The sequence below is a fragment of the Streptomyces sp. NPDC048255 genome (assembly GCF_040652415.1).
GTDB lineage: Bacteria > Actinomycetota > Actinomycetes > Streptomycetales > Streptomycetaceae > Streptomyces.
In genome coordinates this window covers 38697-47840 of sequence record NZ_JBEZMA010000056.1, presented here as the reverse complement: position 1 = coordinate 47840, position 9144 = coordinate 38697, and the positions used below count along the sequence as shown (strand labels likewise).

At 70.1% G+C, this 9144-nt stretch carries 5 protein-coding genes; 3 read left to right on the top strand and 2 right to left on the bottom strand.

Going from position 1 to position 9144, the window contains the following annotated elements:
• Positions 1-85 precede the first annotated feature (85 nt).
• Together AB0D94_RS30735 and AB0D94_RS30730 are read right to left on the bottom strand one after the other, a co-directional pair.
• On the bottom strand, positions 86-2122 hold the full coding sequence (locus AB0D94_RS30735; RefSeq protein ID WP_362058443.1) for a M36 family metallopeptidase: 2037 nt from the start codon (positions 2120-2122) through the stop codon (positions 86-88).
• 30 nt (positions 2123-2152) lie between these two features.
• Positions 2153-4078 carry a M20/M25/M40 family metallo-hydrolase gene (locus AB0D94_RS30730; RefSeq protein ID WP_362058438.1) on the bottom strand — a complete coding sequence of 642 codons (1926 nt, stop codon included), beginning with the start codon at positions 4076-4078 and terminating at the stop codon, positions 2153-2155.
• 277 nt (positions 4079-4355) lie between these two features.
• On the opposite strand from AB0D94_RS30730, the gene AB0D94_RS30725 reads away from it, so the two are divergent.
• From AB0D94_RS30725 to AB0D94_RS30715, 3 genes are read left to right on the top strand one after another with little or no spacing between them, the layout of a single operon-like run.
• A complete protein-coding gene (locus tag AB0D94_RS30725) occupies positions 4356-7337 on the top strand; it encodes a hypothetical protein (protein ID WP_362058435.1) in 2982 nt (993 codons plus the stop codon).
• Positions 7338-7393: 56 nt separating this feature from the next.
• Positions 7394-7969, top strand: a complete 576-nt coding sequence (locus AB0D94_RS30720) for a hypothetical protein (RefSeq protein ID WP_362058432.1) — start codon at positions 7394-7396, stop codon at positions 7967-7969.
• Positions 7966-8844, top strand: coding sequence for a DUF5995 family protein (locus AB0D94_RS30715; protein WP_362058429.1), 879 nt, complete (start codon positions 7966-7968; stop codon positions 8842-8844). The genes AB0D94_RS30720 and AB0D94_RS30715 overlap by 4 nt, the downstream gene beginning before the upstream one ends.
• Positions 8845-9144 lie beyond the last annotated feature (300 nt).

Sequence of the window (9144 nt, the reverse complement as noted above, 5' to 3'; positions counted from 1 at the left end):
CATCGGCACCTGACCACCAGCATCGGTCCCGTCCTCCTCGCGAGGAGGACGGGACCGATGCTGGTCTGCTGGTCCTGGGATCCTGCTAGTCCTGGGATCCCGGCGGGGGCATGGCCACGCCGCCCCGGGCGCCGTCGTACGACGCGTTGGTGCTCACGGCGTCGAAGCCCATGGCGAACCGTGCGAAGGCCTCCCAGGCCCCGGTGCGGACGGCCGCGTACTCGGCGCTGGTCAGCGCCCCGCCCTCCATCGCCCTCAGGGCGCTCAGGATCGCGTCGCGGGCGGTGAGGAACGACGGGTTGCGCGGGGTGAGCTTCATGCCGTCGACAACGGCCTGCCAGGTCACCCGGTACCCCCGTTCCTTGCTGCCGAGCGCGGCAGAGGTCTTGCGGATCAGTTCCATGAGCGTGGCGCACCAGATCTCGCCCACGTTGTGGACCTCCCGGTAGCTCAGGTCCGGGTTGCCGGGGACCTGGCCCCTGCGCAGGCCGATGTGCGCGAACGTGCCGGGGTACTGGCTGTCGTAGGGCCGGTTCCGGATGCCGCGGGGGTCGTCGACCACCCAGTTGCCCAGGACCGTACGTTCCTCGGCGCGCGAGAAGTTGATGATGCTGAGCGCGAAGAAGTCGCCCCAGCCTTCACCCATCGACCCCGACTGCTGTTCCCGCAGGCCGTTCGCGTCGGCCATGCCGCCGACGAGGCGGTTGCTCACCCCGTGGACGAACTCGTGGTAGACGACGTCCGCGTCGAGCGCCGTGTGCCGGTTCGGCCCCTCGACCAGGCCCATGTTCATCTCGGCGGCCAGGCCGTCGGCCCGGGTGGCCATCGTCGCCGTGCCAGGTATCTCGCCCGGACGCGCGAAGGCGTTGACCGGGTCCGCGCCCTTGCCGCGGCCCGTGACGTTCACCTTCTGGAAGTTGCCGAACTCCTCCGTGAAGCCGAGCATCATGAAGAAGTCGTGCATGTAGTTGCAGAAGTAGAAGATGCTGGTGACCAGGTGCTCGGGACTGTTCTCCAACGGGTCGAAGACAGTGTTGCCGCCCAGACCGACCTGGACCTCGAACGGCAGATCGTTCCCGCCGAAGGCGCGCACGTTGTTCCCCTCGGTCGCCACCCGCCCGTTGGTCGGGTTGGTCCAGGCGTCCGGGAAGCCCTCGGGCAGGCCGGCGGGCACCAGCGTCGGATAGTCGGTCAGCGGTGGCGGGAAGGTGACCTCGGCGAGGGCGCCCTCGTTCGGGTTGTGTTTGAACACGGTGCCGGCGACCACGTGGTTGGCCGCGTCGTAGAAGTAGAGGATTTCCGGAGCCTCGGCGTCGACATCCTGCCCGGCGGCTTCGACGAAGGCGTGGTACTGGACGACCAGGTTCTTCCGCGAGAAGGTGAAGAACCAGGCGAGCCGGGCATCCCTGCCCATGTAGAGGTACACGAGCCGGGCGGGAACGGCTTCCTCGAACGGGCCGTTGGAGAAGGTCAGTGGCTGGTTGTTCCCGGCTTGGGACGACAGGCGCCGGAAGCCCTGGGACATGTCGAGGGCCGGGAGTTCGTCCGTCCCGAAGGGCCCTTCGAGAACGACCCGCTCAGCGGCCTTCGCCGCCGCCACGGTCAGGGCCGTCTCCGGGGAGACCACGGGCGTCACCGGGAGGTCCGCCGAGACGCTCGCCGTGTCGCCGACGACCCGCTCGACCGTGCCGTCCTCCAGCAGCCACACCTTCGGCGACATGCCCCACACCTCGATGCCGTTGAGCATCTGCTGAAGGCTCACGACGCGCATGCCCGCACTGGTCGTCGTCACCGAAGGGTCGGCCTGGAACTCCGCCGGCTCGTCGGCCGCGAACCCGATCGCCTCGGAGACGGAATCGACGTATTCCTTGGCCTGGTTGATGTAGAAGCTGTCGGGTGTGTCCTCCGGTGCGGCCGAGCGCCCGCTTTCGAAGGCCGGGGCGCCGTCGGCCCTCAGCTCACCCAAGTGCCCTGTGAACCTGTTCACCTTGTTGGGATCGGCGATGAGGGAATGGCTGACCTCTTCCGCCACCCGTTCGGTGTCGGCAAGGAATTCGTCGGACCCGGCGACCTCTTCGAAACGGTCGTAGGTCATGTCCCGCTTGTCAATGAACGTGGTCATGCTCACCACCTGCTTCCTACCATTGAGTTCTCAAAGGCCTGCAAGCGTGAGAGCGGCCACCGTGACGCCCCGTGCGATGTCCGTCGCGTACTCCGTGTCGTGGTCCTGGTCGTCGAGGGTGTCGCTTGGCTTGTGGTACTGCCGCGTACCGGTCGCGGGCCCGCTCCCGTCGAAGAAGTTCTCGCACACGGCGACGGCCGCCCAGCCGCGCTCGTGGAAGCTCGCATGGTCGCTCCGGCCCGCGGCGGGGTCGTCGGCTCCGCTGAGCCGGTCGAGCGTGAGGCCGGACGACACCGCCGAGGTGGCGCGTTCCAGGCAGTCGCCGAGTGCATCCGAAGCGTCCCCGGCCGGCCCCGGCACCGCCGAGCCCGCGTGGATCTCCATCGTGCGTACGCCGTTCTGACGGCCCGCGATCATGTCCATCTGGAGGACACCTGTGATGGTGTCCCCGGCGGAGGCGGCCGCGCGAGCGTACACCTTGCTGCCGACGAGCCCCTGTTCCTCTGCATTGAACAGGACGAAGCGCACCGTGTGTGTCGGGGTCCGGCCGGCTGCGACGATCGCGGCCAGGCATTCGGCCGAGGCCAGGACCGCCGCGACACCGCTCCCGTCGTCGTCGGCGCCGGGCGCCGGATCGACCGCGGGATCGTAGCGGCGCGGCAGGCCGTCGGCGTCGAGGAACTCGCCCTGTTCGGCGGTCGAATCCAGATGGGCCGTGATCAGGACGGCCCCGTCCGACCCCTCGACGTGGTGCTCGGCCTCCACGTTCGCGATCCGGTGGCCACGCCAGGTGAAACTGCCCAGCCGGACCGTCAGGCCGAGCTCGCGCAGCCGTCGGGCCAGCGCGTCGACCACGAGCGGATTGTCCCCGCTCGCCGCGTCGCGGCTGCGCACCTTCAGCGGGGCTCCCTCGACGAGCGGTTCGGCGCCCGAGACACGGGAGACGTAGGAGCGGATCACCGTCGAGGTGACGGCCGCGCGCACCGCCTCGACGGTCTGCGGGGACGGCATCGCGGGGGCGAACCCGGCGACGAACCCCGCGGCCTGCGCCTCGCCGGGCCGGGACAGCAGGGCGGGGTCGGGCAGCAGCCGTTCGGTGTGCCCGGGCTGGGCACCGGGGACGTGGACCCCTTCGACCGGGGCGTCGGCGGCCGCCGCGAGGTAGACACCGCCGGAAGCCGGACCGAGCGACACGACGGACGCTCCCGAGGAGGCGAGCTCGCCCGCCACGAAGGTGAACGCGGCAGAGGCACGCATGCCCGCCACCACCGCGGCCCGGTCCTCGGCGGGACCCGCCGCGAACGCCGCCGGGGCGGCCACCGGACGGTCGTCCCGCAGCAGAAAGGCCACCGTCTCCTCCACCGGACCCCGGACATCGGTGGTGAACCCGGCCTGTTCCAGCGAGCTGACGCCCTGCCCGCTCGCCATGGCGAGAACGAGCCGGTCGGAGGCGACGTGCACGGGGACGACCTCGGAGGTGTTCGCGACCGCGTCGAGCTCGGCCAGGCTCCTGCCGTCCGGCAGACCGACCCTCGTCCAGAAGACGGTGCGGCCCTCGACCGCGGCCCTCGCGAAGACCGGATGGGCCGCCGTACGCAGGCCCGCTGTGCGCGCCACGGCCCGCTCCTCGGGGTTCTCACCCACGAAGACGCAGTCGTCCGCCGCCTCGCCGGCGCTCTCCACCGCGTCGTCGAAGATCCCGCGGCTGGACTTCGCCCCCCAGTGCCTGAGCCCGGCATCGGGGAACCGGCCCTCGAAGGCCGCGTCGAGCGCTGCCTCCGCACGGGCCCTCGCGCCATCGCCGGCGCCGGGGTTGGAAATGATGCCCTTGCGCACCGATACAAGGGAATCCAGTACTTCGATGACGCGCGGACGGGGGCGGAAGCTCAACGAGCCGTCGTCCTCGAAGGTCACGTCGGCGAGCGTTGCCCCGATGTCGAAGAACAGAACGGACATCTCGGATCCTTCCGAGAGATCATCGGTCTGACCGGCACCCCGAGCCCCCGGGCCGGACCGCCCCCGACCGTGTCGCGCCCGCGCGTTGGCGTCAGGCTCCGTCGACCGCACTCGTCGCTCAGGCTTCCGGTACCTCCCATTCTCCCGGGTCGGCGGGATACCGCATCCGCAGCACGCCTGCGCCGCAGAGCTCCCGGAGCGCGCCGAGTGGGGCCTGTGCTTGCCTGCGCACGGCGCGCATCGACACGAATGACGTTCGGCTGACTACTCTGCGTACATGCCGAATGCTCCGACGCAGTTGAAGCTGCGAGAGATTCCGGGCCGGGCGGTGGGGCTGTGTGCGTTCGGGCTCGCCGCCGGTCTCTGCATGATCATCTGGTACGCGGCGGATCCGCCGTTCCTGGACAAGCCTCCGGGGAACAGAGAACTGCTCCTGCAGTTCGCGGCTACGGCCGAAAGGGCCCGTGCCATCGTGAACGGCGTCGAGGGCGGGGACGGGGCCAGGCTGTTCCAGGACGGCCTCGTGCTCGACTGGCGCATGTTCATTCCCGGGTACTCGGCTGCCCTGGCCGGGGCCTTCGGGCTCGGGCACCTTCTGCTCTACCGGGAGGCCTCACGGCTGTGGGCCCGACGCGCCCTCATCCTCACCCCCCTGCTGGTGCTGGCGGACGGCGTGGAGGGCGTCTTCCTCTGGAGGGCTCTGAACCGGCTCGGCACCGACCCGGTACCGGACCTGAAGTGGGCTACCTATTTCGCCCAGGTGAAATGGGCGCTCGCCGTCCCGCTGGTGGCAGCGGCCATCCTGATCGTCGTCACCCTCTACTGCCGCCGTGTGCTGGACCCCTCCTCCGTACAGAGTGCGCGGGAGGACCGTCCCCGTCCCGTCGTGGCCCACGCCCATAGGCTCGCGGGCGGGACGGAAAGCCAGTCGAGCGACCCGGACGTGGTCCTCCCGCCCGCCGCGCCCCACGACTGGGAGCCCCGGCCCGAGTGGACCGCCCCCGACCTGGCGCAACCACCCGAAGCCGAGGCCCAGGACCCCGAGGGCGACGCGGTCACCCGCTGGCGCACCCGCGCGTACCAGCCGCCCGGCCGGCAGCCCGCGGAGCTCGGCTTCTGCGTCTCCGGCGGCGGCATCCGGTCGGCCTCGATCGCCCTCGGCGCACTGCAGGCACTGCGCGGGCAACTGCTCAAGGCGACGTATCTGGTGTCGGTGTCCGGTGGCGGGTACACCACCGGGGCCTTCCAACTGGCGCTGACCGATGCCCGGCTCCGGGGGCCGGACGGGAGCCCATCGGTGCGGCCCGGTCTCGCGAAGCCCGCGGATGTGTTCGCACCGGGCAGCCCGGAGGAGGACCACATCCGCCGGCACGCGAAGTACCTGGCCGACGCACCCAAGGAGAAGCTGTACGCCGCGGGGGCGGTGCTGCGTGGGATGGCCGTTTCCTTCGGCATGCTGGCGCTGGTCTTCGCCGTGGCGGGCCAGTTCCTCCACCAGTTCTACTCGCACGTTCCGCTGACCGAACTCCGCCCCTTCACAGCGGAGGGGAAGACGTTCGAGTCGTCCCTCGAGTTGTACCCGGACGTCTGGCACCCCGTCCTCGCTCTGTTCGGCCTGGCCGGCCTGATGTCCATCGGGTACGCCTTCGCACGAGCGGGCAGTGACAAGTCCCGCCCCGCATGGCTGCGCAGCACGGTGAACACGGTCACGGGCCTGGCGCTGGCGGTCGCCGCGTACTCCATCGTCCTTCCTTCCGTGATCTGGTTCTTCGCCTCGCTGGCCCACAACGTGGGCAGGTGGGGAAGTTTCGACGGCAGTGGGACGGGGGTGGCCTTGCTCGGCGTGATCACCGCGGCGGCGACCGCGGCGGGTACGTGGTTCACCTCGGTCCACAAGACGGTGAAGAAGCTGAGGCCGGACGGTGAGCAGGCAGGTCCGCGCGCAAGGGGCGACGCGTCCCTCGTCATGCAGGTCGGCGGCAGCTGGGTGAAGGCCTTGGTGTGCTGGCTGGTGCTGCTCCTGGTCGCGTTCTTCGGCCTCGCCCTCATGTCATGGGCGGCCGTCTACGCGGGCAGCTGGCACGCCGGGTGGAGGTGGGGGGTGCCGATCGCCCTGGTCGTGCTGGCGTTCGTGATCGACCAGACCACGTTCAGCCTGCACCCCTTCTACCGGCAGCGGTTGGCCGGCGCCTTCGCCGTGCGCCGCGCTGTGCTGAAGGACGGCTCTGTCGGGGCCCTGCCGTACGACTACAACAACGAGCCGACCCCGCTGACCCCCTACGCAGAGCGGGTGGAGGGCTTTCCTCAGGTCATCTTCGCCGCCTCGGCAGCCGTTTCGCTGCGCAACCGCACCGCGCCCGGCCGCCCTGCCGTGCCCTTCACCTTCGCCTCCGATTACTGCGGCGGACCTGACACGGGCTGGGTGCGCACCAGCACTCTGCAGAAGACGGCCCCGGCTCTGATCGGGCGCGACCTGACCGTACAGTCCGCCGTCGCCGTGTCCGGAGCGGCCTTCGCCTCTGCGATGGGTTCCCAGACCATGTTCATGGAGCGGCTGCTCGCACTGTCCAACGTGCGGCTGGGCACCTGGGTGCCAAACCCCCTGTATCTCGCGGAACTGGCCACGTACGGGCCCAACCGGATCATGCCGCGGCTGCCGCGGGTCCGGCGGCTCCGGTACCAACTCCAGGAGCTGGTGGGCCGGTACTCGGACACCACTCCCCTGCTGCTGTGCACCGACGGCGGACACTTCGACAATCTGGGCCTGGTCGAGATGCTCCGGCTCCGCTGCAGGACCGTCTACGTCATCGACGCCTCCGGGGACACGCCGCCGCTGGCCACCACTCTCGCGCAGGCGATGACGCTCGCCTACGAGGACCTTGGAGTGACGATCACCTTCGACGAGGAGGAACAGAATCTGCTGGACCTGGTACCCGGCAGCGCGGAACCGCTCCCGCCCGAGGCGCCGATGGCTTCGCTGAACGCCCGGTTCTCCGCCACCTGCGTGGTGCGCGGCACGATCGAGTACCCGGAGCCGGTCACGTTCTCGTCCGGGACGCCGGCCGACACGAAGGGGACGATCATCTACGTGAAGGCCAGCCTGACCCCCGACATGCCGTACGAGCTGCTCAGTTACGCCCTTCGGGAGAAGGCCTTCCCCCGTCAGGCCACCTTCGACCAGTGGTTCGACCATGCCCAGTTCGACGCCTACCGGGCGCTCGGACATCACCTCGGCACCAAGGCCGCGAAGGTGCGCTGAAGAGACACGCCCCCTGCTTGCGTTCCGTACACACGGCCGACGGTAAACTACACAGGGTGACGAACAATGCCGGCAGTACGCCGTCCCGCTCAGACGCCCCCAGTCACATCTACTACTTCGACGTGGGGGCCGGGGACTGGCAGGGGGAGTTCACCTTCCGGGTCACCTCGTGGCAACGCCTCCGGAGCGCCCGCGGCATCGGGCTGCGGAACCGGGCGCTCGTCGTCGCGATGGCCCTCACCCAGCGGCTGACCGGCGCGTCCCGGCTGGAGTCGACGATCGTGGCGACCCCGTCCGCGGGCGCCTTCGGCGTGGCCGACAACGTGGTCAGGGTCTCCAAGTTCGGCGTGACCCTGTACCTGTTGAAGGAGCGGTACCTGCTCGCCCCTGACGGCAGGGGCGTCACCGTGGAGGCAGACGAGCAGTTCAGCCCCGTGCCGGGCATCCTGACGCGGAAGTTCACCTACCCCGCGGAGATCCAGCCCTCGGGCATGGGGTCCACCTACCACATGCCACTGCTGGGGAGCCCATGGACAGCGACGTACCAGGTGGGAGCCGACCGGCAGAGCCTGGCGGGGGAACTCGTCTGCGACTGGGCGAAGGCGACGGAGAACGCCCGCCGGGTCTCATGACCGGGGACGCCGCTGCCGCTGCCGCTGCCGCTGCCGCTGCCGCTGCCGCCGAGAAGGTCGCCGGGGTCGTCGGCGAGCTCGCCGCCCGCGTCGAGCAGTACGACGCCCTGCGGGACCCCCGCGCGGTGTTCGCCTACACCTACTTCCGGCTCACCTCCGACCTCGCCTCGAGCCTGCGTACGGACAGCCTGTCGTTCAGGGCGCCGGAGTGGGTAGCCGACCTGTCCGTCTCCCTCGCCGCGGCCTATTTCACGGCGATGGACGCCATCGACACCTGGCTGGGCCCCGTCTCCGATGCCCGCCCCGGCGGCGAAGTCCTCTCCGTCGATCTTCCGGAGACCATTCCGAAACCTTGGCGGGACGTCTACGCCGCCTCGACCGTGCGGCACTCCTACGTCCTGGAGGAGGTGCTCTTCTCGATGATGGCGCACATGTCCTACGACCTGCCGCTGGCGCTGCGGGCCCTGGCCGCGCGCGGGGACGTCCACCACCGCATCGCCGACTTCCACCGCATGAACGACCTGCTGGCCTCCTCCGTCGACGTGGTCCAGGACGAGATCGCCGCCCGCTACTGCCGTCGCCTCCAGTCACTGGACCGCTTGTTCATCCGCGACGACGAACTCTTCACCAGCTACGGGATCCGGGTCGCCCGGGGCCTGGCCTGGTTCAATTGCGACAGGCTTCTGGATCCGGGTGCGAGCGCCGCGGCGATGGGCTCCATCAGCAGATCCACGGCCGCGTTCATCGCCGAGTTCCGCTCCCCGGACGGCTGGAAGCGCCGCCAGGCCTTCAGGGTCCTGCGGGCACTGGTCCCGTCCCGTCGGCAGTGGCCGCCGCCGGGGACGCTCGTCGGAATGAGCCGATTGCCCGGCTGAGCCGGACGCTTCCCGCCGCGCTACCGCTCCTTCGGGGCCCCGTCGTCGCCTCCGTCGCCCGGCGCTCCGTTGCCATCCGGAACCTGGGCCCACCAGGCGAAGTCCACCCGTTCGGCATATGCTTGAACCATTGTCGCCCGGGGAGTGCGGGCATTGCGCCAGGCAGCAGAGCGTGGACGCCGCCGACGTCAAGGGTCGTCGGGTTCCTGCCGCAGCGAAACCGTACGAGTGCCCCCGGGTCGACGCGTGTGGCGACGCGGTCGATGCCTGCTTCGGACCGTCACTGCCCGTCCGGTGACC

Bases quoted from the DNA above. Each gene is read 5' to 3' on its own strand.
- AB0D94_RS30735 (WP_362058443.1), bottom strand. From the start codon at position 2,122: ATGACCACGTTCATTGACAAGCGGGACATGACCTACGACCGTTTCGAA.
- AB0D94_RS30715 (WP_362058429.1), top strand. From the start codon at position 7,966: ATGACCGGGGACGCCGCTGCCGCTGCCGCTGCCGCTGCCGCTGCCGCT.
- AB0D94_RS30725 (WP_362058435.1), top strand. From the start codon at position 4,356: ATGCCGAATGCTCCGACGCAGTTGAAGCTGCGAGAGATTCCGGGCCGG.
- AB0D94_RS30730 (WP_362058438.1), bottom strand. From the start codon at position 4,078: ATGTCCGTTCTGTTCTTCGACATCGGGGCAACGCTCGCCGACGTGACC.